This window comes from Sphingomonas sp. FUKUSWIS1 (assembly GCF_000733135.1).
GTDB lineage: Bacteria > Pseudomonadota > Alphaproteobacteria > Sphingomonadales > Sphingomonadaceae > Sphingomonas > Sphingomonas aerolata.
On the sequence record NZ_JPJC01000190.1, the window covers coordinates 1 to 22797 of the forward strand.

Below are 22797 nucleotides of genomic sequence, written 5' to 3' on the forward strand. Positions count from 1 at the left end.
GGGTGCGCTCGAATGGGCGACGGCGCTGGCCGCGGTCGCGCTGCCGGAGGCGCAGCCCTATCCGCATATCCACGACGCGCTGGACGGCGTTCTCGGCGCGATCGAGGCGGCGCCGTCGGCGCGCGGCTGGGCCGCGGCGCTGGTACGGTACGAACTGCTGCTGCTCGCGGAGCTCGGTTTCGGTCTCGATCTCGACCAGTGCGTAGCGAGCGGCGCGGTCGACGACCTCGCATTCGTCAGTCCGCGGAGCGGGGCGGCGGTGTCGCGCGGTGCGGCGCAGGGCTATGAAGCCAAGCTGTTGCCGCTGCCCGCTTTTCTTACTGCCGGGGGCGAGGCGGGGTGGCCGGACATCTTCGACGGACTGCGGCTGACCGAGCATTTCCTGACTCGCGATGTTCTGGTCGAACGCCGTGCCGAACCGCTCGCAGCGCGGGCTCGCCTCGTCGATCGGCTCAAAAGGGCGGTTGCGTGAGCGCGGCTTGCCCGGCAAGGGCGGCGGCGGAGGAACGCACATGCCCTTGATCGCGATACTGGCCGGCGACGGCATCGGACCCGAAGTGACTGCCGAGGCGCGCCGCGTGCTCGACCGGCTCGACCTCGATCTGAGCTTTGACGAGGCGCTGGTCGGTGGTGCGGCGTACAAGGCGGCGGGGCATCCGCTGCCGCCCGAGACGCTGGCGCTCGCGCGGCGCGCGGACGCCGTGCTGTTCGGTGCGGTCGGCGACCCCGATTGCGATCGGCTCGAACGGCATTTGCGACCAGAACAGGCGATCCTGGGCTTGCGCAAGGAGCTGGGGCTGTTCGCCAATTTGCGTCCGGCCAAGCTGTTCGCGGGGCTGGAGGATGCGTCGTCGCTGCGGCCGGAGATCGCACGCACGATCGATATGGTGATCGTCCGCGAGCTGACCGGCGACGTGTATTTCGGCGCCAAGGGCATCCGGACGACGGCCGAGGGCCTGCGCGAAGGCCATGACGAGATGCGTTACGACGAGGCGGAGATCGCCCGGATCGCGCGCGTCGGGTTCGAGACCGCCCGTACCCGCAAGAGCAAGCTGCTGTCGGTCGACAAGGCCAATGTCTTGGAGACGTCGCAGCTGTGGCGCGACGTCGTGATCGAGGTGTCGGCGGACTATCCCGACGTCGCGCTCAGCCACATGTATGTCGACAACGCGGCGATGCAGCTGGTGCGCGATCCCGGCCAGTTCGACGTGGTCGTCACCGGCAATCTGTTCGGCGACATCCTGTCCGACCAGGCATCGATGTGCGCGGGATCGATCGGCATGCTGCCCTCCGCTGCGCTCGATGGCCAGGGTCACGGTCTGTACGAACCGATCCATGGCAGCGCGCCCGACATTGCCGGGCAGGGCAAGGCGAACCCCTGCGCCGCGATCCTGTCCGCGGCGATGATGCTGCGGCATTCGCTCGACAAGGCCGACGCGGCCGACCGGATCGAGGCGGCGGTGGCGGCGGCGATCCTGGCCGGCGCGCGGACCCCTGACCTCGGCGGCACGCTGACGACGCGCGCGATGGGCGACGCGGTGATCGCATCGCTCGGGTGAGTCCGGTCGAGCTGGACGCGGAGCGGGGCTCGGGGCCGGACACGCTCGAGATCGCGGTCGTCATCCCGACGTTCAACGAAAAGGCAAACGTCGCCGCGCTGATCGCCAAGCTCGACCAGGCACTGGCGGGACGGCGCTGGGAAGCGATCTTCGTCGACGACGACAGCCCGGACGGCACCGCCGAGGCGGCGCGCGTGCTCGGGCGCAGCGACATGCGCGTCCGCGTTATCCAGCGGATCGGCCGACGGGGGCTGTCCTCGGCCTGTATCGAGGGGCTGTGCGCGACCGCCGCGCCCGTCGTCGCGGTGATCGACGGCGATCTGCAGCATGACGAGACGCTGTTGCCAAAGATGCTCGACCTCCTTCAGGCGGGCGATCACGACGTGGTGATCGGTTCGCGCTTCGTCAGCGGCGGCGGGACCGGCGACTGGGACCGCGACCGCGTCGCCAAGTCCGCGCTCGCCACACGGCTGTCGCGGCGCGTGCTCAAGGCGGATCTGAGCGATCCGATGAGCGGCTTCTTCGCGATCCGTACCGACGTCGCGCGCGCGCTTGCGCCCAGACTGTCGGCGATCGGGTTCAAGATCCTGCTCGACCTGCTGACCGCGTCGCCCGAGCCGCTGCGGTTCGCCGAGCTGCCCTATACCTTCCGCTGCCGGACCGAGGGGGAGAGCAAGCTCGATCACGTCGTCGCGCTGGAATATCTGATCGCGCTGTACGACCGGATGTTCGGGCGGTTCGTGCCGGTGCGGTTCGCGATGTTCTCGGCGATCGGCGTGCTCGGCATCGGCGTGCACATGGCGGTGCTCAGCGCGCTGTTCCTCGGGATCGGGACGTCGTTCCTGGTCGGGCAGATCGGCGCGACGCTGGCCGCGCTGACGATGAACTTCTTCCTCAACAACGCGCTGACCTATCGCGACCGGCGGCTGAAGGGATGGCGGCAGCTCGCCGATGGCTGGGTATCGTTCGCGCTCATCTGTTCGGTTGGCGCGATTGCCAATGTCGGGATCGCAGCGTTCATGCACGATGTGCGCAACGACGCCTGGGCGGTGTCGGCGATGATCGGCGTGCTGGTCGGCGCGGTGTGGAATTATGCGCTGTCATCCAGGTTTACCTGGGGGCGCTACTAGCGCGCGCGACCCTCCGCGGGGGTTGTCATCACCGCCCGCCCCCGGCAAAGCGTCGCCATGAAGCGCAAGACCGGCCAAGATCGTTCGATCACCCAGAACTGGCGTCCGCAGACGCAGGCCATCCGCGGCGGCACCGCCCGCAGCGAATATGGCGAAACGTCGGAAGCCCTCTTCCTCACCTCGGGCTATTGCTACGACAAGGCCGGCGACGCCGCGGCGCGCTTTGCCGGCGAGCAGGACGGGATGACCTATTCCCGGCTCCAGAACCCGACGGTGCAGATGCTCGAGGAGCGGATCGCGCTGCTCGAGGGGGCCGAGGCGTGCCGGTCGATGGCGACGGGCATGGCGGCGATGACCGCGGCGCTGCTGTGTCAGTTGCAGAGCGGCGATCACCTGGTCGGCGGCCGCGCGGCGTTCGGATCGTGCCGCTGGCTGACCGATACGCTGCTGCCCAAGTTCGGGATCGCCACGACGATCGTCGACGCGCGCGACCCGCAGGCGTTCCTCGACGCGGTCCGGCCCGAGACCAAGGTGTTCTTCTTCGAGACGCCCGCCAACCCGACGATGGACATCGTCGACCTGAAGGCGGTGTGCGACATCGCGCGCGAGCGCGGGATCACGACCGTCGTCGACAATGCGTTCGCGACGCCGGCGTTGCAGCGGCCGATGGAGTTCGGTGCGGACGTCATCGCGTACAGCGCGACCAAGATGATGGACGGGCAGGGTCGCGTGCTCGCCGGCGCTGTATGCGGGACCGAGGATTTCATCACCAACACGCTGCTGCCCTTCACGCGCAACACCGGGCCGACGCTGTCGCCGTTCAATGCGTGGGTGGTGCTCAAGGGGCTCGAGACGCTCGATCTGCGTATCCGTCGCCAGTCGGAAAATGCGCAGAAGGTCGGCGCGTTTCTGGAAGCGCGCGTGCCGCGGATCCTGCATCCGGGCCTCGCCAGCCATCCGCAGCACGAGCTCGCGATGAGTCAGATGGACGCGTGCGGCCCGATCTTCGCGTTCGAGGTCGAAGGGCGTGAACAGGCGCATGGCCTGCTCGATGCGCTGGAGCTGGTCGATATCTCGAACAATATCGGCGATTCGCGGTCGCTGATGACGCATCCTGCCTCGACCACGCATGCCAGCGTCTCGCCCGACAAGCAGGCTGAGATGGGCGTGACCGAGGGGCTGTTGCGGCTCAACGTCGGGCTCGAAGACGTGCGCGACGTGATCGACGATCTCGACCGGGCATTGGGCAAGGTCGGGCTGTGAAGGCGCTGTTCCCCAGTGCGGCGACGACGCGCGGGGTGACGGTACGCGTCTCGGTCAGCTATCTGCCCGAACAGTCCGAACCGCAGCGCGGGCGCTGGTTCTGGGCCTATCATATCCGGCTGGAAAATGACGGGCCCGGCGCGGTCCAGCTGCTGACGCGACACTGGATCATCACCGACGGGCATGGCGCGCGCCACACCGTCGAGGGCGAGGGCGTCGTCGGCGAACAGCCGCTGATCGAGCAGGGTGCGAGCTTCGACTATGTCTCGGGCTGCCCGCTTGCGACGCCGACGGGGGCGATGCGCGGATCCTACCGGATGGTCGACGATACCGGTGCGGTGTTCGAGGTGGCGATCCCGCATTTCTCGCTGAGTGCGCCGGCGGTGATTTCATGAAGCGCACGCACCTGCCGCTGAACGGGCTGCGCGTACTCGACGCGGCGGCGCGCCACCTGTCGTTCACGCGCGCCGCCGACGAGCTCGCGGTCACCCCCGCGGCGGTCGGGCAGCAGATCCGCGCGCTCGAGGACACGCTGGGCGTCGTGCTGTTCCGGCGTACTACGCGAGGGCTCGAGCTGACGCCCGAGGCCGAGGCGGGGCTCGGTCCGTTGCGCAACGGTTTCCTCCAGTTCGAGGAGGCGGTCCGCGCGATGCAGGCGGGGCAGACGTCCAAGTCGCTGACGATCGCCGCGCCGCGCGATCTGACCGAGAAATGGCTGATGCCGCGGCTCGCCGAGATCGCCGCGGCCGATCCCGATTTGCGCTTCGTCCTGATCACCGCGGACGAGACGGTGGATTTTACCGAGGCCAATCTCGACCTCGCGATCCGCTGGGGCGATGGTCCTGGCGAGAATGAGGGCGAGGCGCTCGAATCCGAAGGGCTCGTCACGATCGCGGCGACCGGCAGCGCGTCCGAAGCGATCATCGCCTGGCCCGGCGCGCCCGCGCTTGACCCGGCGGCGGGAGATGCCACGGCACTGGTTCGCGTCGGTGATGCAGGATTGGCGATCGATGCGGCGGCGGCGGGGCTCGGGCGGGCGACCGTGCCCGAACTGCTGGCGCGGCGCGGGCTCGAGGCGGGGCTGATCCGGATCATCGGCGACGCGCAGCCGTCGCGCGGCGGCTATTGGCTCGTCGCGCCGCTGCCGCAGTGGCGTCAGAAGAAAGTGCGTGCGCTCGTCGACGCCCTGATCGCTTGAAGCGTCGCGCGCTGCCCCATCCGGTGCTGGTGACCCCGCGGCTCCGGCTGCGTCGGCTCGTCCAGGCCGACGCGGTCGCGTTGCACCCGACGCTCGCCGACGCGGACTTGATGACCTATTCGGCGGATGGTCCGCTAACGTCGATCGAGGCGACGCGGCTCTATCTGGTCGAGGATGCCGCTGACGTAAACTGGCGTGCCTGGGCGATCACGCGGCACGGCGACGACCGGGCGATTGGCTGGGTGTCGGGCGGGCGGATGCGCGGGCAGGGGGTGACCGAGATCGGCTTCATCCTCGCGCGCGCGCACTGGGGCCGCGGCCTTGCGAGCGAGGCGGTGTCGGCGGTGCTCGACCAGCTGTTCGCCGAGGGGCAGCACCGCGTGTTCGCCGATGCTGACAGCGAGAACCGCGCGTCGATCCTGTTGCTCGAACGGCTGGGGTTCCGGCGCGAACGGCTGCTGCGCGGCGAATGGGAGACGCATATGGGGCTGCGCGACAGCCTGATCTACGGGCTTCACGCCGATGACTGGCTGGCGGCGGCACTGCCCCAATCCGCGTAACGCGGTCACTTGAGCGAACCCCGTTGCTCGCCTAAGTCGGCGGCATGACATCGACGAACGACATCCGCCGCGGCTTCCTCGACTATTTTGGTTCGCAGGGACACCAGATCGTGCCCTCTGCGCCGCTCGTCCCGCAGAACGACCCGACGCTGATGTTCGTCAATGCGGGGATGGTGCCGTTCAAGAACGTCTTCACCGGCCTCGAATCGCGCCCCTACACGACCGCGACGTCCAGCCAGAAGTGCGTCCGCGCGGGCGGCAAGCACAATGATCTCGACAATGTCGGCTACACCGCGCGGCATCACACCTTCTTCGAAATGCTCGGCAATTTCTCGTTCGGCGATTATTTCAAGGAACAGGCGATCACGCACGCGTGGACGCTGCTGACGAAGGAGTGGGGCCTGTCGCCGGACAAGCTGACCGCGACCGTCTATCACACCGACGACGAGGCGTTCGATCTCTGGAAGAAGATCGCCGGGCTGCCTGAGCACCGCATCATCCGCATCCCGACCAAGGACAATTTCTGGTCGATGGGCGACAACGGGCCGTGCGGGCCATGCTCGGAGATCTTCTACGATCACGGCGATCACATCCCCGGTGGCCCTCCCGGCAGCCCCGACGAGGACGGCGATCGCTTCGTCGAGATCTGGAACCTCGTGTTCATGCAATATGAGCAGGAAAATGCCGAGATCGTCGGCAATTTGCCCAAGCCCTCGATCGACACCGGCATGGGGCTCGAGCGGATCGCCGCGGTCATGCAGGGCGTCACCGACAATTACGATACCGACACGTTCAAGGCGCTGATCGCGGCGAGCGGAGCGCTGACGCATACCGCGACCGACGGCGCGAATACCGCCAGCCACCGCGTGATCGCGGATCACCTGCGCACCGCAGGCTTCCTGGTCGCGGACGGCGTGCTGCCTGCGAATGAAGGCCGCGGCTATGTGCTGCGCCGGATCATGCGCCGCGCGATGCGTCACGCGCATATCCTGGGGGCGAAGGAGCCGTTGATGCACCGGCTGGTGCCGTCGCTCGTCACCGAAATGGGCGCGGCCTATCCCGAGCTGTTCCGTGCGCAGCCGCTGATCGAGGCGACGCTGCAGCAGGAGGAGACGCGGTTCCGCCAGACGCTCGACAAGGGGCTGAAGCTGCTCGACGAGGCGACCGCGGACATGACCGAGGGGACGCTTGCGGGTGACGTCGCGTTCAAGCTCTACGACACCTATGGCTTCCCGTACGACCTGACCGAGGACGCGCTGCGCGAACGCGGGCTCGCGGTCGACCGCGAAGGCTTCGACACCGCGATGGCCGAGCAGAAGCGCGCGGCGCGGGCCGCGTGGAAGGGTTCGGGCGCCAAGGCTTCTGACGATATCTGGTTCGACATCGTCGAGCAGAGCGGCGGCACCGAGTTCCTCGGCTATGCCTCGGACACCGGCGAGGGCGAGGTCGTCGCGCTCGTCAAGGACGGCGCGCGCGTCGACCATGCGACGACGGGTGATACGGTGTCGATCGTCGTCAACCAGACGCCCTTTTACGGCGAGAGCGGCGGGCAGGTCGGCGATGCCGGGCACATCTCGACCGACACCGGGCTGCGCGCGACCGTCACCGAGACGTCGAAGCAGCTCGGCCGCGTGTTCGTCCATCATGCGATGGTCGAGTCGGGCGGGATCAAGGTCGGCGATACCGTCAAGCTGCAGATCGACGTCGCGCGTCGTGCGCAGATCCGTGCCAACCACTCGGCGACGCATCTGCTGCATGAGGCCTTGCGGGAGCGCCTCGGCAAGCATGTCGCGCAGAAGGGGAGCCTGGTCGCGCCCGATCGCCTGCGCTTCGACTTCTCGCAGCCGGTCGCGATGACGCCCGCCGACATCGCGCAGGTCGAGGCCGATGTGAACGCGCAGGTCCGCGGCAACGGCGCGGTCACCACGCTGCTGATGACACCCGACGACGCGATCGCGATGGGTGCAATGGCGCTGTTCGGCGAGAAATATGGCGACGAGGTCCGCGTTGTTTCGATGGGATCGCAGGACCCTGTGACTGGCGGGGGCAAGACCTATTCGATCGAGCTATGCGGCGGCACGCACGTCACCGCGCTCGGCGATATCGGGCTGTTCAAGGTCGTCGGCGAAGGCGCGGTGTCGAGCGGCGTGCGGCGTGTCGAGGCGCTGACCGGCGAGGCCGCGCGTGCCTATCTGACCGGGCGCGACGATCGCCTGCGCGAGGCGGCGGCGGCGCTGAAATCGACTCCCGACGAGGTGCCCGCGCGCGTCGCGGCGCTGATCGAGGATCGCCGGCGGCTCGAGCGTGAGCTGGCCGATGCGAAGAAGGCGCTGGCGCTTGGCGGCGGCGGTTCGGGTGAGGCGGCGGGACCCGAGCAGGTCGGCGGCGTGGCCTTTATCGGACAGGTGCTCAATGATTTCGAGGCGAAGGGCCTGCGCGGCGCGGTCGACGAGGCCAAGCAGCGGCTGGGCTCGGGGATCGCGATGCTCGTCGCGATCAACGACGGCCGCGCCTCGGTCGCGGTCGGCGTGACCGCGGATCTGGTCGCGAGCCACAATGCGGTCGACCTGCTGAAGATCGCAGTCACCGCGCTTGGCGGGCAGGGTGGCGGTGGCCGTCCTGATATGGCGCAGGGCGGCGGGCCTGATGGCGACAAGGCAGCGGATGCGGTTGCGGCGGTGCGGGCTAAGCTCGCGGGCTGAGGGGCTGCCCCTTAACGCTGTTGGCTAACTACACGCCGTTCCCCCGCGGACGCGGGGGCCCAGCTAAGTATTGACAGTGTGCGGCACCCTGGGCCCCCGCTTTCGCGGGGGAACAGTAAGAAGCATGCACCCTTATAACCACCACCCCGGCGAAGGCCGGGGCCCAGGTGGGAAGGTCGAGGTAACAGAGGACCGTCCGCGGTTACTACTGTCCCCCAACTGGGCCCCGGCCTTCGCCGGGGTGGGGCATGACGTGTGCCGGTGGCGTGCTTACCCAATAAGGATCACGCCGCCCCGCGCACTGCCGCCAGCGTCGTCCCGGCGGTAATCGCCTCGATATCCGTGACCAGATGCAGCATCCGCACCCCGCCGCGCGCCATCGCCCGGTCCAGCGCCGCGGCGAAATCCTCGGTCTTGGTGACCGTTTCCGCCCAGCACCCATAGGCCCGGCCCAGCGCGGCGAAGTCGGGATTGCGCAGCGCGGTTCCCGACACCCGCCCCGGATATTCGCGCTCCTGATGCATCCGGATCGTGCCGTAGCCGCCATTGTCGACGACCAGCACCAGCATGTCCGCCCGCTGCGCGACCGCGGTCGCCATCTCCTGCCCGTTCATCAGGAAGCACCCGTCACCCGCCAGCGCGACCACCGTCCGCTCGGGATGCCGCAGGGACGCGGCGACCGCGGCGGGTACGCCGTAGCCCATCGCTCCGGCGGTCGGCGCGAGCTGCGTGCCCGGCCCGGCATAGGCCCAGTAGCGATGCCACCAGCCCGAGTAATTCCCCGCGCCGTTGCAGAGGATCGCATCCGCGGGTAGCCGCTCGCGCATCGCCGCGACGCACGGCCCAAGGTCCATGACCAGATCGCGCGGCGCCGGCGTCGACCAGGCGCGCCACTCAGCATGCGCCTCCTGACCCGCGGTTCGCGGCGGCAGGTCGACCGCAAGCAGTGCCTCGGCGAATTCGGCCATCCCCGCGCATACCGCGACGTCGGCGTGATAGGTGCGGTTCAACTCATTGGGATCGGGATGGACATGGACGATCCGCTGCCCCGGATGATCGGGCGTCACCAGCGCATAGCCATCGGTCGTCGCTTCGCCGAGCCGAGGCCCGACGACGAGCAGCAGATCGGCTTCCTTCACCCGCGCGACCAGCTTCGGATTGGGTCCATAGCCGAGATTGCCCGCCCAGACCGGGCAGGCGTTCGGGATCGCATCCTGGCGCCGGAACGCCGCGGCGACGGGAATGCCGTTGCGATCCGCCCAGGTCGAGAACGCCCCCGACGCAGCCGCATCCCAGCCCGCGCCGCCGACGATCGCCACCGGCCGCTCGGCGGTCGTCAGCAGATCCGCGAGCAGGTCCATCATGTCCGCGTCGCACGCCTGCGCGACGCGCTCGACCCGCGGTCGGTCGACCGCCTCGACCACGTCCAGCAGCATGTCTTCTGGGAGTGCGAGCACCACCGGCCCGGGGCGGCCCGACATCGCGGTCGCATACGCGCGCGCGACATATTCGGGGATCCGCCGGGCATCGTCGATCCGCGCCGCCCATTTGGCGATGGGCGCGAACATCGCCTGAAAATCAATCTCCTGGAACGCCTCGCGGTCACGCGTGCCGCGGTCGATATCGCCGACGAACAGGATCATCGGCTGGGAGTCCTGCATCGCGACATGCACGCCGATCGATGCGTTGGTCGCACCGGGCCCGCGCGTGACGAAGGCGATACCGGGGCGGTGCGTCAGCGTGCCGTCCGCGCACGCCATGAACGCCACGCCGCCTTCCTGCCGGCACACCACCGTCTCGATGGCGGGCGTGTCGTGCAGCGCGTCGAGCACCGCGAGGAAGCTTTCGCCGGGCACGGTGAAAATACGGTCGCAGCCTTGTGCGACGAGTTGGTCGACGAGAATTTGGCCGCCGGTACGCTGGGTCATGACAATCTCCTGCCGCCACCGTAGCCCGGCAATCGTCACCAAGTCGAGAACGCCCGCCCGACATTGCCGTCCACTGCCCGGCGCATTATGCCGCGGTAAAGACGATAGGAGGATGCATGGCGAACAAGCGCTACACCGACGCGGCGGCGGCACTCGAGGGTGTGCTGTTCGACGGGATGACGATCTGCGCGGGCGGGTTCGGGCTGTGCGGCATCCCCGAGCGGCTGATCGACGCGATCGAGGCGTCGGGCGTCAAGGACCTGACGATCGCGAGCAACAATGCCGGGATCGACGGGCAGGGTCTCGGCAAGCTGCTCCGTTCGCGCCAGGTGAAGAAGATGATCTCGTCCTATGTCGGCGAGAACAAGGAATTCGAGCGGCAATATCTGAGCGGCGAGCTCGAGGTCGAATTCTGCCCGCAGGGGACGCTTGCCGAGCGCTGCCGCGCGGGCGGCGCGGGCATCCCCGGCTTCTACACCAAGACCGGCGTCGGCACCCTGGTGGCGGAGGGCAAGGAGGTGAAGAGCTTCGACGGGCAGGATTATATCCTCGAACGGGGCATCCGTGCGGACCTGAGCATCATCAAGGGCTGGAAGGCGGACGAGAGCGGCAACCTGATCTTCCGCAAGACCGCGCGCAACTTCAACCAGCCGATGGCCACCGCGGGCAAGATCTGCGTCGCCGAGGTCGAGGAGATCGTTCCCGTTGGCAGCCTCGATCCCGATACTATCCACCTGCCGGGGATCTATGTGAAGCGGATGATCGTCGGTGCGCCCTACGACAAGAAGATCGAATTCCGCACCGTCCGCGAGCGGGTCTCCGCGTGAAACCAGGCCCGATAATGTGCCGCAAACGCAGCCATTTTTCCTGGACCGCTGCGCTCGCAGGGGCACTGGTTCTGCAAGGGTGCGTCAGCGTGACCTCGCCGACCGCGATCGTCTCCGCACCGGTGACCGTCGACGGCGTCCCGGCGGGCATGCAGTATCTCTACGCCTCGGGCGAGGCCGCCGCCGCCAGCATCCAGGCATGGAACGCGCTTGTCGGCTATGTCCGTGCGCAGCGCACGCCGACATCGGTCGTCCTCGCGCCAGGCGCGACGCTCGCCGCGCCGCGCTGGACCGCATGCGGCAGCAAGCCCAAGGCCGTGGTGTTCGACGTCGACGAGACCGTGCTGCTCAATCTCGGCTTCGAATATGATGCGTCCACGGGGCGGCCCTGGTCCGAACCGCGCTGGCAGGAGTGGGAGCGCACCGGCATCAAGCAGGTCGCGCCCGTTCCCGGCGCGCTTGCCGCACTGACGCAGTTGCGCGCGATGGGCGTGACGGTGGTCTTCAACTCCAACCGCGCCGCCGCCAATGCCGCACAGACGCAGGCGGCGATCGAAGCCGCGGGCCTTGGCCCCGCCCGCCACGGCGAGACCTTGTTCCTCGCCGGCGACGACGCGACCGGATCAAAGAAGGACGGCCGCCGCGCGACGATCGCCGCGCGCTATTGCGTCGTCGCGATGGGCGGCGACCAGCTCGGCGATTTCAGCGACCTGTTCAACGCAGGCCAGACCCCCGCCGCGCGGCGTGCGGTGGTGCAGTCGCCCGCGATCACGGCGAAATGGGGGGCAGGGTGGTTCGTGCTGCCGAACCCCGTCTACGGCACCGCGCTGAAAGGTAGCCGTGACGAGGTCTTTCCGCCCGCGATCCACTGGGCGCCGACACAGGGAATCCACTGATGACCGACCACCCCAACGCGATCAAGCTCGATCCCGGCGCCGCGTTGACGGACGAATCGGTCGAGGTCGCGCGGATCTGGATCACCAACAATGCGGGCAGCAACGTGCTGATCGACGCGGGCATCCTCGAGGATCCGACGGTGTTCGGCTACCTCCTCGCCGACACGATCCGTCACGCCGCCCGCGCCTATGCGGGCACCTGGGGCATCGCCGAGGATGCCGCGCTGCAGGCGATCGTCGACGGCGTCAGCGCCGAACTGCGCGACCAGGTCACGACCATCACCACCATCCAGGAAGGAACGCTCAACTGATGCCGTGGGATCGCAACCAGATGGCGGCGCGGGCCGCACAGGAACTCAAGGACGGCTATTACGTCAATCTCGGCATCGGCATCCCGACGCTCGTCGCGAACAACATTCCCGACGGCATGACGGTCACGCTCCAGTCGGAGAACGGGATGCTCGGGATCGGGCCGTTCCCCTATGCGGGCGAGGAAGATGCCGACCTGATCAACGCGGGCAAGCAGACGATCAGCGAACTGCCCTCGTCGGTCTATTTCAGCTCGTCCGACAGCTTTGCGATGATCCGCGGCGGGCATATCGACCTGACCGTGCTCGGCGCGATGGAGGTCAGCGAAGACGGCGACATCGCCAACTGGATGATCCCGGGCAAGATGATCAAGGGCATGGGCGGCGCCATGGATCTGGTCGCGGGCGTCAAGCAGATCATCGTCGTCATGGATCACACCGCCAAGGACGGGACGCCTAAGTTCATCCCGTCCTGCTCGCTGCCGCTGACCGGCAAGAACGTGGTCGACATGATCGTCACCGACCTGGCGGTGTTCCAGCGTAGCGACCATGATGCGCCGTTCAGGCTGGTCGAACTCGCGCCCGGCGTGACCGCGGACGAGGTCGCGGCCAAGACCACCGCGCGCTATACCGCCTGATGGGCTATACGCTCGTCACCGCGAACCGGAATTATTCCAGCTGGTCGCTTCGGCCGTGGGTGTTGATGCGGGCGCTGGGGATCGCGTTCGAGGATCGGATCGAACCCTTCCTCGCGCCCGAGAATTACGATGCGTTCCGGCTGTTCTCGCCGACCGGGCAGGTGCCGGTGCTGATCGATGGCGAGCGGACGGTGTGGGATTCGCTGGGTATCGCGCTCTACCTCGCCGAGCGGCACGACGGCGTCTGGCCGTCCGATGGCGATGCGCGCGCCTGGGCGGTCTGCGCGGCGGCAGAGATGCATGGCGGGTTCGCGGCATTGCGCAACGAGCGGACGATGAACGTCGGCGTCCGCGTCGATCCGGTCCGCGGCAGTGACGCGCTCGACCGCAACGTCGCGCGCGTCACCGAACTCTGGGCGGAAGGTCTCGACCGGTTCGGCGGGCCCTGGCTCGCAGGCGCCGACTTTACCGCCGTCGACGCCTTCTTTGCGCCTGTCGCGTTTCGCGTCCGCACCTACGGGATCGATGTCGGTCCGCAGGGCCTTGCATGGGTCGAGCGGATCATCGCGCATCCGGCGATGCGCGAATGGGAAGACGCCGCGCTCGGCGAGACGTGGCGCGAGGCCGGGCACGAGGCCGAACTGGCGGCCAGCGGATCGATTACCGCAGATTTCCGCCGCTGATGCGCCGCGTTGCCATTGTCATCGCGCTGGTCGTGATCCTGATTGCGGGCACGGCGTTCACTGCGGGGCCCGGCACGCTCAGCGTGCTCGATGGGGTAATGGGCGGCGGCCGCGGCACTGCGCGGGTGCGGGAGGGCGTTCCGTTCGGCACGCATGGCCAGAAACTCGACGTGTGGCGGCCATCGGGCGGCGCGAAGACGGGGCTGCCGGTGCTGATCTTCTGGTATGGCGGCGGCTGGGTGCACGGGTCGCGTAGCGCCTATGCGTTTGCCGCGCGCGCCTATGCGAAGGCGGGCTACGTCGTCGTCATGCCCGATTACCGCAAGGTTCCCGACGTCCGCTTCCCCGCCTTCCTGCAGGATGGCGCCGAGGCGGTGAAGTGGACGCGCGATCATATCGAGGCGTCGGGCGGCGACCCGAACCGGATCGCCGTCGCCGGTCACTCCGCGGGGGCGTATACGGTCGCGATGCTGACGCTCGACCCGCGCTGGTTGCGTGCCGAAGGTGTCGATCCGCGGATCATCAAGGCCGCGGTCGGGTTGTGCGGGCCCTATGACTTCTACCCGTTCACCGCCAGGCGCGCGATCGATGCGATGCAGGGGGCGGCGGATCCGGTGATGACCCAGCCGATCCACTTCGCGCGACGCGATGCGCCGCCAATGCTGCTCGTGTCGGCGGGCGACGACACGCAGGTGAAGGCGCACAACGCCGACAACCTGACGGCAAAGCTCACCGCGCTCGATGCACCGGTGCGGCATGTCGACTATCCGGGGCTCAGCCACGAGGATGTGGCGATGGCGCTGTCCAAGCCGTTCCGCGGCAAGGCGCCGGTACTCTCGGACAGCGTGGCATTCCTGAACCAGGCGATGCGCTGACCGCGTCCCGGCCGTCGACGGTCGGGGGGCGAGGATGACGACGGACGAGCAGGAACACCGCCACCCTCGTTGACAGGACGGAGCCCCGCCGCCCCGACCTTGGCCCGCCGCCGGATTTTTTGTGTCCGGCGGCGGGCTTGCGGCCTTACCAGATCCGGACGCGGTCCGCGGGCGCGAGATATTGCGCGTCCCCGGGCTTCACGTCGAACGCCTTGTACCAGGCGTCGACGTTGCGCAGCGGGTTGATCGCACGGATCTGCCCCGGCGAATGGGGATCGCTGACGAGCTGCTGGCGCAGCGCCTCGGTGCGGAACAGCGTGCGCCAGACCTGACCCCAGCCGAGGAAGAAGCGCTGGTCGCCACTATAGCCGTCGAGCACCGGCGCAGGCTTGCCGCCGAGCGAGGTGTGATAGGCGTCAAGCGAGATCAGCACGCCCCCGAGATCGCCGATATTCTCGCCCATCGAGGCGCGGCCGTTGATCTTCACGCCGGGCAGGCCTTCGAAGGTATAGGCCTCGTACTGCGCGCCGAGCTTGACCGCCTGTGCCTCGAACTTGGCGGCATCCTGCGCGGTCCACCAGTCGCGCAGCACGCCCTTGCCGTCGGACTTGCGACCCTGGTCGTCGAAGCCGTGGCTGATCTCGTGCCCGATCACGCCGCCGATGCCGCCGTAATTGACCGCGGGATCGGCATCCGGATCGAAGAACGGCGGCTGGAGGATCGCTGCGGGGAAGACGATCTCGTTCTTCACCGAGTTGTAATAGGCGTTCACGGTCTGCGGGGTCATGCCCCATTCGGCCTTGTCGACCGGGCCGCCCATGCGGTTGCGGCGATAGTCCCATTCGAACCGCCCGGCGCGCTCGACATTGCCGATCAGGTCGCCCGGGGTGATCTGCAGCGCGCTATAGTCACGCCATTTGTCGGGATAGCCGACCTTCACGCTGAAATTGGCGAGCTTGGCCTGCGCCTCCTGCTTGGTCGCGGCACCCATCCAGGGCAGACCGTCGATCCGCCCGCGCAGTGCGATCCGCAGGTTGCCGACGAGTTCGTCCATCTTGGTCTTCGAAGCCGGCGGGAAATAGAGCGCGACGTAATCGCGGCCGATCGCCTCGCCCAGCGCGCGTTCGGTAACGCCGATCCCGCGCTTCCAGCGATCGCGCTGCTGCGGCTGGCCGTTGAGGAATTTCGAGCGGAAGTCGAAATTGGCGTCGACGAACCGCTTCGACAGCAGGGGCGCGATGTCGTCGGCGGTGCGGAACGCCTGCCAGGCCTTCAGCGTGTCGAGGTCGGTGGTGGCGAAGACCTCGGCGATCTTCGGAAAGGCGGTGTTCTGCGCGACGATCGCGCGGTTGGCCTTGTCGATGCCCGCGGCAGTCCAGAACTTGGCCCAGGGGAAGCCCGGCGCCTGCGCCTGAAGCTGCGCGAGCGTCATCGGGTTGTAGGTCTTGTCGCGGTCGCGGCTCTGCGCGCGGGTCCAGTGCGCCTGCGCGATCCGCGTCTCCATCGCGACGATCTTTGCCGCGGTGGCCTGCGCGTTCGGCCAGTTCGCCATGCCGAGCATCTGCGCGACATAGGCCTGGTAGCGCACGACCTGCGGCGCGAATTTCGGATCAAGATACAGGTCGCGGTCGCCGAGCCCCAGGCCCGACTGGCGCAGATACAGCGCATAGACGTCGGGCTGCTTCGCGTCGTCGTTGACGCCGGGACCGAAGAAGCTGGCGCCGAACCCGCCCATCGACTTGCCCATCAGCACCGCGACATCGTCCTTCGTCGTCGCGGCCTTGACCGGGGCGAGCCGCTGCAACAGCGGTGCAGCGTCAGCGCGTTCGATCGCGGCTTCGTCCATGAAGCCTTGGTAGAGCGTCGCGACCTTGGCGCGATCGGGGTTGGCGGCGTCGCCGGGCTTATAGCCCTCGACCAGCGTGCGCATGCGTGCCTCGGACAGGTCGCGCAGTACCGCGAAGGCGCCGTAGGACGAGCGGTCCGCCGGGATCTGCGTTCTCTTGACCCAGCTGCCGTTCACATAGTCGAACCAGTCGTTGCCGGGCTTCACGCTCTTGTCCATGCCGGCAAGGTCGAAGCCCCAGCGGCCATAGCGCGTCGCGGCCGCCGCATCGGCTGCGGGCGTGCCCGATGCCGCGTCCTGCGGCAGGATCGATTCGAGCGTACACGCCTCGTCGATACAGGCGTGAAGGTCCTGCGCGGTGGCGGGCGTGGCGGCGGCGATGGCGATCAGCGAGACAAGAACGGCGAACTTCGATTTCACAGGGCGATCTCCGGGGGAGGGCCAGACCGGGACCGGCAGGCCATGGACGAGAAAGTGCAACAGCGCTGTCGTTTGTGCAATCCTTCTATGTTCCCCGTGCGTTGCGCGTGCCGGCTGTGCGTCGGGCCGCTTTGCGCCTATCGAGCGGGCACGATGATTTTGCGGCAAATGGGGGCAGGATGACACGTATCGCGGGACCGGACGATCATGTCGTCATCGTCGGGGGCGGTTTTTCGGGCACGTTGCTGGCGATCAACCTGATGCGGCACGGCGGACCGCGCGCGACTTTGGTCGAGCGGCGCCAGCGCCAGCTCGCACGCGGCGTCGCGTATAGCGCGGCGCATCCGAGCCACCTGCTCAACGTGCGCGCGGGCAACATGAGCGCGCTCCCCGACGATCCCGACCATTTCGTCCGCTGGCTCGAAGCGCGCGGCGACGGCGACCGCAAGACGTTCGTGCCGCGCACGACCTACGGCCTGTATCTGCGCGAGATGCTCGACGCGACGATCGCGCAATCGGCGGGACGGCTGGTGCTTGCGCAAGGCGAGGTCTGCGCGATCGACTTCGCCAGCGCCGACAGGCTTGCGGTGACGATGGCGGATGGCAGCGCGATTGCCGCGGACAGTGCGGTGCTCGCGCTCGGCAACCTGCCGCCGCACACGCCGCCGGGGCTCAACCCCGACGACCTTCCGCCCGGACGCTATAGCGCGGATCCCTGGGCGTCGGACATTGGCGAGGGGCTCGGGCCGGACGACACGGTCGTGCTGGTCGGGACCGGGTTGACCGCGATCGACGCCGCGCTGCTGCTCGATGCCGGCGGGTTTTCGGGACAGATCCTGGCGGTGTCGCGGCGCGGGCTCTCACCGCGGCGGCATGTCGATGGCGCGCCGCCCGCGCGGGTCCTCGACAAGCCGCAGGGGGATTTGTCGGCGATCGTCCGGCACGTCCGCGATCGTGCCAAGGCGGATGGCTGGCGCGCGGCGGTCGACGAGCTTCGCCCCGTGACCCAGATGCTCTGGGCGGCCGCCCCGACATCGCAGCGCGCACGGTTCCTGCGGCACGCGCGACCCTATTGGGACGTCCACCGGCATCGGCTGGCGCCGGAGGTCGCGGACCGGGTCGATGCGTTGGTCTCGACCGGGCGGCTCCGGTTCACAGCGGGGAAGATCGTGTCCGCCGCGGCAGCCGGTGATGCTGTGGATCTAAATTGGCGACCCCGCGGCACGGACCAGGCGGTCGTCACGCGGGCGGCGCGGATCGTGAACTGTACCGGGCCGCAGGGTGATCTGATGCGATCGAGCGAGCCGCTGATCCGGCATTTGATCGCGGACGGGGCGATCCGGCCCGATCCGCTTCGTCTCGGGGTCGACGTCGATGCCCAGTCACAGGCGATCGGCCGCGACGGGCATGCCGAACAGCGGCTTCACTGTATCGGGCCGATGACCCGCGGCGGATTGTGGGAGGTCGTCGCGGTTCCCGATATCCGGCAGCAAAGCTGGGATCTGGCCAGGCGCCTGTCGAATGCGCAATGGGTCGGGGGCGAGGGGCTCTAGGCTCGCCGGACGCTATGCGCTGCCAGCATCACGCGATGCTGGCAGCGCATGGGCTCAGAACCGGAACGCCGCCGTGGCGCGCAGGCTGTGCCAGCGGAACTTCTCGTCGCTGCGGCGGAAATCGGTGCCGCTGGTGTTTGGCGCGATCAGGAACGGGTTGTTCGCCAGCAGAACCGGGCTGCCGGCCAGTGCCGTGCCCGCCGTCACGCGAACGCGCGCATCGTCATCCTGATACTGGTGGAACATGTATTCCATGCCGATCGAGATGTTCTTGGTCAGCTTCTGCTCGATGCCGCCGCCGCCGAGAATGCCCCACTGGTTCTTCGAGCCAGTCGCCGAAAACGCGTTCGCCGTGTTTGTCGTGAAGAACAGATTGTCGATCTTGGCATAGCCCGCACCGAACGTGCCGTAGAACAGCGTGGTGTTGGCCGCATAGCCCAGGCGGCCGCGGGCGGACGCTTCCCACTTCAGCTTGCGCGCCATCGTGTAGCTCGCAGGCGTGGTCGAGAAGCCCGACGTGCTGTCGGTGATGTCGCTCGTGCCGAATTCGCCGACGACACCGACGACGATGTTGCCGCGCTGAACGTCGAGGCCTGCACGACCATAATAGGCCCAGCCATCGTCGTCGTTACGGCAGCCGGAAGCCGCGGCACCGGTACGCGCCGAGCCGTTGCAGAAGCCCGGCGAGAAGGCGTTGGCGCCGGTGATGGTGTTGACGCTGTCGTTGAAAGCGCCGTCGCCGTTGCGGTCGAACAGGATCGACGAGCCGACGTCATTGCCCTGCACGTCATACCCACCGGCCGCACCGATATAGACGCCCGAGAACGGACGATCCGCGGTGGTTTCCTGCGCGGCGGCCGGAACGGCAAAAACACCCGCGACGGCGAGGCCGGCGAGCGTGGTCAGTTTCATGGAATGCTTCATGGTCGTTCCCCAAACGAGGGGCCGCGACGCGCCCGATGTGCGCCGCGGCCCAGGTTGTCCTGTTTCAGTTCGTGACGACGATCACGCGTTGGCGCCGCTGGTGCGCAGTGCATCGGTGCGGTTGTTGGTGCCGTTGGGGAAGAAGCCCCCGCCGATCTTTGCGGTGTTGGTCAGATAGGCGATGTTGTGCACCTGTGCGACCGACCGGCTGAACGCCAGGCCGTTGGCGTCGGTCGGGACGATGTTCGACACGGTTGGATCCATGCCGGTGATGCCCTGATCGATGTCGCCGATGATGCCCGTCGTGGCGTTGGTGACGGTGCCGTCCAGGCTGTCGCGCGCGTCGCTGATCTGGTTTGCGGCGGTACGCAGCGACGGCGTCTGCAGTCCCTTGCGATACAGGATCGTGCGGATCAGGCCGGCGTGATACGCCTCTGCCGCGAGGATGCCGGCGGCCGCCTCGAGATAGGTCTTGTTGCCGATCAGCGTTGCGCCGCCCTTATACGCCGAGACGCCGACATCCTCGAAGATGAACGCGCCGAGCAGGAAGCTGTTGTCGTCGGCATACGGATCGAACACGCCCGTATCCGGTACGACACGTGCCGCACGTGCGGCCAAGGTGAAGGCGCCCGGCGCAGCCGCGGTGCCGGCAGAGATGTCCAGTGCAGGCTGTGCGACCGCGGCGGTGCCGAGTGCCCGGCGCAGAAAGGCGACGTGCGCGACTTCGTCGATGGCGATTTCGCGCGCATATTCACGGACGATCGCGTCCTGGAACGGCACCTGTCGACCACCCGTCACGCCCCCCTGAGTCCCGGTACCGGTCAGCAGGCTGGCGTTGAGGCCAACGCCGAACGTCGCGAATGCGTAGAACTGCGCCTCGAGATATTCGAGGTTGAGCGCGAAGTTCAGCACGTCGGCATCGGTGATGGCGGATCCCGTCGCGGGTGTCGGCGTGGGCGTCGGCGACGGCGCCAGATCGGCATCGTCGTTACCGCAGGCCGCGAGCAGCGAGGCACCGCCGACGGCGAGCGCACTGCCACCGGCAAAGCGCAGGAAGCCGCGGCGTTCGTTGCGCCGGGCGGCGATGGCGTCGAATATTTCGAGCTTGGTATTGAGGTCGGTCATTGGGTTAATCCCCTGAATAGCAAAGAAAGCTGACGGCAGAGCTGAAGCGGTTCAGGCTGCTGCGGTGCTCGTCTTGATGTTGCCGTTCATGCCTGCCGGGAAGAACCCGCCCGCGGCCACTGCGCCACTGTTCAGGTACACGATGTTGAGCACCTGGCTCACCGAGCGGCTATAGGCGACACCGTCGGCGTCCAGCGGCACGATGTTCGACACGGTCACCGCCGCCTGGGTGGCGGACAGGTTGATCGGCGTCGCGCTGTAGGACGAGATCCCCTGATCGATATCGTTCGCGCCGAAGATCGTCGTGTTGGCACCACCACCGTCGAGGCTGTCGCGCGCGCGCGAAATGGCATCGGCGGAGGTGCGCAACGACGGCACGTCGATACCCTTGCCGTACAGCGTCGTGCGGACGATCGCGGCATGATAGGCCTCGACCGCGAGCAGGCCGGCCGCGGCATCGAGGAACGTCTTGTTCGTGAGCAAGGGGGCGGCACCCTTGTAGGCGGTGACGCCGACGTCCTCGAAGATGAACGCGCCGAGCAGGAACGCCTCGTCAGAGGCATAGGGATCGAAAGCGGTGCCGGCAGGCACGAGCCCGGCGGCCTGCGCGGCGACCGAGAAGGCGCTGGTCGGCGAAACGCTGACGTCGATCACCGGCTGCGACACCGTCGAGCTGCCGAGCGCAGTGCGAAGGAACCTGACATGCGCGATCTCGTCCTGTGCGATTTCGCGTGCATATTGCTCGACGATGGGATCGGTGAACGCGACCTTGCGGCCGCCACGAACCGCACCCTGCGTACCGCTGCCGGTCAGCAGAGCATTGTCGAGTCCTGTGCCATAGGCTGCATAGGAGTAGAATTGCGCCTCGAGATATTCGAGGTTGAGCGCGAAGTTCAGGACGTCGGCGTCGGTTACCGACTGTGCCGCGGCTGCGCTCGAGAGGGACAGAGCGGTCGCTCCGGCTGCCGTCATCGCAGCCGCACCAAGTGCATTTTTGAAGAACTCACGCCGGTCGTTGCGCCGTTCGACACGGGCATCGAGAGCATCGATCAGATGGGTTGATTGGGTCATTGGCTTCATCTCCCTGAACCAGGCACGTCGGCACACGGTCGGCCTCGATCGCCTCTGGCGGGCGATCCTGTGTGCACAACGGTTCAAGGAACGGGAGCTGGGAGATAAAGTTGCAACTAAATGGATTACTTGGGCAAACTTCTCCAAATACACTAATCGCGCGCAATGTTTTCAGTAATGCTGCACCACAGCATTTATAGCGCCATTCATGATGGCGGGCTTAACTTGTCCTGTGTACGGGTCGCAAAATCCGTGGCGTCATGGCGTTCGTGGAGCTGGCTTGCAGGATCGCCCATGACGCGGTTGACCATGCGGCCACGCTGGACCGCGGGGCGTGCGCCGATCGCATCCGCCCAGCGCTTCACGTTCGGATAGTCCTGGACCTGAAGGAACTCACCGGCGTCGTAGAGCTGGCCCTGGACCAGCGCCCCGTACCAAGGCCAGGCGGCCATGTCGGCGATCGTATAGGCGGCACCGGCCAGATACGCGCTGTCGGCAAGACGCCGGTCGAGCACGTCGAGTTGGCGCTTGGCCTCCATCGCGAACCGGTCGATCGCATACTCGATCTTGACCGGCGCATAGGCGTAGAAATGGCCGAAGCCGCCGCCGACGAACGGGCCGCTGCCGACCTGCCAGAACAGCCAGGACAAGCAGGTCGCGCGCGCTGCCGGTTCGGTCGGCAGGAACGCGCCGAATTTCTCCGCGAGATGCATCAGGATCGCGCCGGATTCGAAGATCGGCAGCGGCGTCGTGCCGCTGCGATCCATGAGCGCCGGGATCTTGGAATTGGGATTGATCTCGACAAAGCCGCTGCCGAACTGGTCGCCTTCGTTGATCCGGATCAGCCAGGCGTCATATTCGGCGCCGGCATGGCCGAGCGCGAGCAGCTCCTCGAGCATGATCGTGACCTTCACCCCGTTCGGCGTGCCGAGCGAATAGAGCTGCAGCGGGTGGCGCCCGACCGGCAGCTCCTTGTCATGCGTCGATCCGGCAACCGGCCGGTTGATCGCGGCGAACCGGCCGCCATTGTCGCGGTTCCAGGTCCAGATTGCCGGGGGGGTATAGGTCGGGGCGTCGGTCATCGGGCTGCTCCGTGCATCAAAAGGGTGGGCTCGGGGTTCGGTCTCGACCATCCTAACGCCTAGACGCCGTGATAGTCGCGATACCATCGGATGAAGCGTGGCACGCCCTCGGTGATGCTGGTGGTGGGGGCGAAGCCGAGATCGTTGCCGATCGCGCTGACATCGGCGCAGGTGCGCACGACATCGCCCGCCTGCATCGGCAGGTCCTG

General features: G+C 67.6%; 21 protein-coding genes and 1 pseudogene. 15 read left to right on the plus strand and 7 right to left on the minus strand.

Annotated features, from left to right (window positions below; translation table 11 throughout):
- The 8 genes from recO to alaS form a co-directional block, all read left to right on the plus strand.
- On the plus strand, nt 1-472 hold a 472-nt coding region (recO, locus tag sphsw_RS11645), incomplete at its 5' end, for a DNA repair protein RecO (RefSeq protein WP_031440765.1).
- Nucleotides 473-512: 40 nt separating this feature from the next.
- A complete protein-coding gene (leuB, locus tag sphsw_RS11650) occupies nt 513-1559 on the plus strand; it encodes a 3-isopropylmalate dehydrogenase (RefSeq protein ID WP_031440766.1) in 1047 nt (348 codons plus the stop codon).
- Nucleotides 1556-2689 (plus strand): glycosyltransferase family 2 protein, encoded by a 1134-nt coding sequence (locus sphsw_RS11655; protein WP_235188374.1) that lies wholly within the window; start codon nt 1556-1558, stop codon nt 2687-2689. The genes leuB and sphsw_RS11655 overlap by 4 nt, the downstream gene beginning before the upstream one ends.
- Before the next feature lie 57 nt (nt 2690-2746).
- A complete protein-coding gene (locus sphsw_RS11660; protein ID WP_031440768.1) occupies nt 2747-3952 on the plus strand; it encodes a trans-sulfuration enzyme family protein in 1206 nt (401 codons plus the stop codon).
- Entirely contained in the window at nt 3949-4347 is a 399-nt protein-coding gene (gene apaG, locus sphsw_RS11665) for a Co2+/Mg2+ efflux protein ApaG (RefSeq protein ID WP_031393907.1), read from the plus strand. The genes sphsw_RS11660 and apaG overlap by 4 nt, the downstream gene beginning before the upstream one ends.
- Nucleotides 4344-5150, plus strand: a complete 807-nt coding sequence (locus sphsw_RS11670) for a LysR family transcriptional regulator (RefSeq protein WP_031440769.1) — start codon at nt 4344-4346, stop codon at nt 5148-5150. Before apaG ends, sphsw_RS11670 begins: the two co-directional genes overlap by 4 nt.
- Nucleotides 5147-5710 carry a GNAT family N-acetyltransferase gene (locus sphsw_RS11675; RefSeq protein WP_031440770.1) on the plus strand — a complete coding sequence of 188 codons (564 nt, stop codon included), beginning with the start codon at nt 5147-5149 and terminating at the stop codon, nt 5708-5710. Before sphsw_RS11670 ends, sphsw_RS11675 begins: the two co-directional genes overlap by 4 nt.
- Before the next feature lie 44 nt (nt 5711-5754).
- Nucleotides 5755-8412, plus strand: a complete 2658-nt coding sequence (alaS, locus tag sphsw_RS11680; protein WP_031440771.1) for an alanine--tRNA ligase — start codon at nt 5755-5757, stop codon at nt 8410-8412.
- 284 nt (nt 8413-8696) lie between these two features.
- Here the strand turns inward: alaS and sphsw_RS11685 are convergent, their stop codons facing one another.
- Nucleotides 8697-10340 (minus strand): thiamine pyrophosphate-binding protein, encoded by a 1644-nt coding sequence (locus tag sphsw_RS11685; protein ID WP_031440772.1) that lies wholly within the window; start codon nt 10338-10340, stop codon nt 8697-8699.
- Between the two features lie 116 nt (nt 10341-10456).
- Here sphsw_RS11685 and sphsw_RS11690 point away from each other — a divergent pair, with 116 nt between their 5' ends.
- From sphsw_RS11690 to sphsw_RS11715, 6 genes are read left to right on the plus strand one after another with little or no spacing between them, the layout of a single operon-like run.
- Nucleotides 10457-11167 carry a CoA transferase subunit A gene (locus tag sphsw_RS11690; RefSeq protein WP_031440773.1) on the plus strand — a complete coding sequence of 237 codons (711 nt, stop codon included), beginning with the start codon at nt 10457-10459 and terminating at the stop codon, nt 11165-11167.
- A 14-nt stretch (nt 11168-11181) separates the two neighbouring features.
- Nucleotides 11182-12063: a 5'-nucleotidase, lipoprotein e(P4) family gene (locus tag sphsw_RS11695; RefSeq protein WP_042467132.1), complete on the plus strand. Its 882-nt coding sequence runs from the start codon at nt 11182-11184 to the stop codon at nt 12061-12063.
- Nucleotides 12063-12374: a DUF5076 domain-containing protein gene (locus sphsw_RS11700; RefSeq protein WP_042467134.1), complete on the plus strand. Its 312-nt coding sequence runs from the start codon at nt 12063-12065 to the stop codon at nt 12372-12374. Before sphsw_RS11695 ends, sphsw_RS11700 begins: the two co-directional genes overlap by 1 nt.
- On the plus strand, nt 12374-13009 hold the full coding sequence (locus sphsw_RS11705) for a 3-oxoacid CoA-transferase subunit B (protein ID WP_031440775.1): 636 nt from the start codon (nt 12374-12376) through the stop codon (nt 13007-13009). Before sphsw_RS11700 ends, sphsw_RS11705 begins: the two co-directional genes overlap by 1 nt.
- A complete protein-coding gene (locus sphsw_RS11710; protein WP_031440776.1) occupies nt 13009-13692 on the plus strand; it encodes a glutathione S-transferase family protein in 684 nt (227 codons plus the stop codon). The genes sphsw_RS11705 and sphsw_RS11710 overlap by 1 nt, the downstream gene beginning before the upstream one ends.
- Nucleotides 13692-14567, plus strand: coding sequence for an alpha/beta hydrolase (locus tag sphsw_RS11715; protein ID WP_031440777.1), 876 nt, complete (start codon nt 13692-13694; stop codon nt 14565-14567). Before sphsw_RS11710 ends, sphsw_RS11715 begins: the two co-directional genes overlap by 1 nt.
- A gap of 145 nt (nt 14568-14712) precedes the next feature.
- Here the strand turns inward: sphsw_RS11715 and sphsw_RS11720 are convergent, their stop codons facing one another.
- Entirely contained in the window at nt 14713-16833 is a 2121-nt protein-coding gene (locus sphsw_RS11720; protein WP_031440778.1) for a M13 family metallopeptidase, read from the minus strand.
- A gap of 179 nt (nt 16834-17012) precedes the next feature.
- On the opposite strand from sphsw_RS11720, the gene sphsw_RS11725 reads away from it, so the two are divergent.
- Nucleotides 17013-18386, plus strand: coding sequence for an FAD/NAD(P)-binding protein (locus sphsw_RS11725; RefSeq protein WP_031440779.1), 1374 nt, complete (start codon nt 17013-17015; stop codon nt 18384-18386).
- 54 nt (nt 18387-18440) lie between these two features.
- Here the strand turns inward: sphsw_RS11725 and sphsw_RS11730 are convergent, their stop codons facing one another.
- From sphsw_RS11730 to sphsw_RS19415, 5 genes and pseudogenes are all read right to left on the minus strand, one after another.
- Nucleotides 18441-19298 carry an outer membrane protein gene (locus sphsw_RS11730; protein ID WP_031440780.1) on the minus strand — a complete coding sequence of 286 codons (858 nt, stop codon included), beginning with the start codon at nt 19296-19298 and terminating at the stop codon, nt 18441-18443.
- Nucleotides 19299-19391: 93 nt separating this feature from the next.
- Entirely contained in the window at nt 19392-20435 is a 1044-nt protein-coding gene (locus sphsw_RS11735) for a ferritin-like domain-containing protein (protein ID WP_031440781.1), read from the minus strand.
- A gap of 51 nt (nt 20436-20486) precedes the next feature.
- Entirely contained in the window at nt 20487-21506 is a 1020-nt protein-coding gene (locus tag sphsw_RS11740) for a ferritin-like domain-containing protein (RefSeq protein WP_031440782.1), read from the minus strand.
- Between the two features lie 206 nt (nt 21507-21712).
- A complete protein-coding gene (gene yghU / locus sphsw_RS11745; RefSeq protein WP_031440783.1) occupies nt 21713-22588 on the minus strand; it encodes a glutathione-dependent disulfide-bond oxidoreductase in 876 nt (291 codons plus the stop codon).
- Between the two features lie 59 nt (nt 22589-22647).
- A pseudogene (locus tag sphsw_RS19415) lies at nt 22648-22797 on the minus strand (protein CapI); the annotation flags it as partial.